Genomic DNA, 521 nt, shown 5'->3' with positions numbered 1-521 from the left:
ATTCTTCACTCCTAAAATCCCGAATAACCATGCTTTACAAAAATAAAAACTCCAACTGGTCGCTGGGCAAGTACGCTGCCGTGGCCCTGTTCATTGGCTTTGTGTCCCTGGTAGTAGCTTCCTGCGAGCGGGAGGTGGTACCTACCGCTGCCAATAGCAGCAACAAAAACGTAAGCGGAAAAATCAATGTAGAAGGCACCGTGAAAGGACCCGATGGAAAGCCTTTGCAAGGTGCTCTGATATCGGATGCCAACCAGAAACTAGGTACCACCACGGACGCCGAAGGTAGGTTCAAAATGAAAGTACCCGCCGGTACTGATCTGAAAGTGGCCTATCCGGGTATCGGGGAAATGGAACTGAAAGTAAATCAAAAATTTCAGAGCTCTTCGTACGATATCGCGATGGTACCGGGTGGTAAATCAGGTACAGTATCCTCGGTTCCTTCGGCGGATGGAAAAGCAGTAAAAGTGACGATGCAATCACCCACACTTGATGGAGAGATGGTATTCACAGCGGTGGAG

1 protein-coding gene is annotated in these 521 nt (G+C 48.9%); it reads left to right on the top strand.

Annotation, left to right across the window (positions count from 1 at the left end; genetic code table 11):
* Positions 1 to 29: 29 nt before the first annotated feature.
* The coding region (locus ACLD7X_RS18320; protein ID WP_411425117.1) for a carboxypeptidase-like regulatory domain-containing protein at positions 30 to 521 on the top strand (492 nt) is incomplete at its 3' end.

This window comes from Aphanothece microscopica RSMan92, from assembly GCF_046613545.2.
In the GTDB taxonomy this organism is placed as follows: domain Bacteria; phylum Cyanobacteriota; class Cyanobacteriia; order PCC-6307; family Cyanobiaceae; genus NIES-981.
This window is presented reverse-complemented; position numbering and strand designations above follow the sequence as displayed.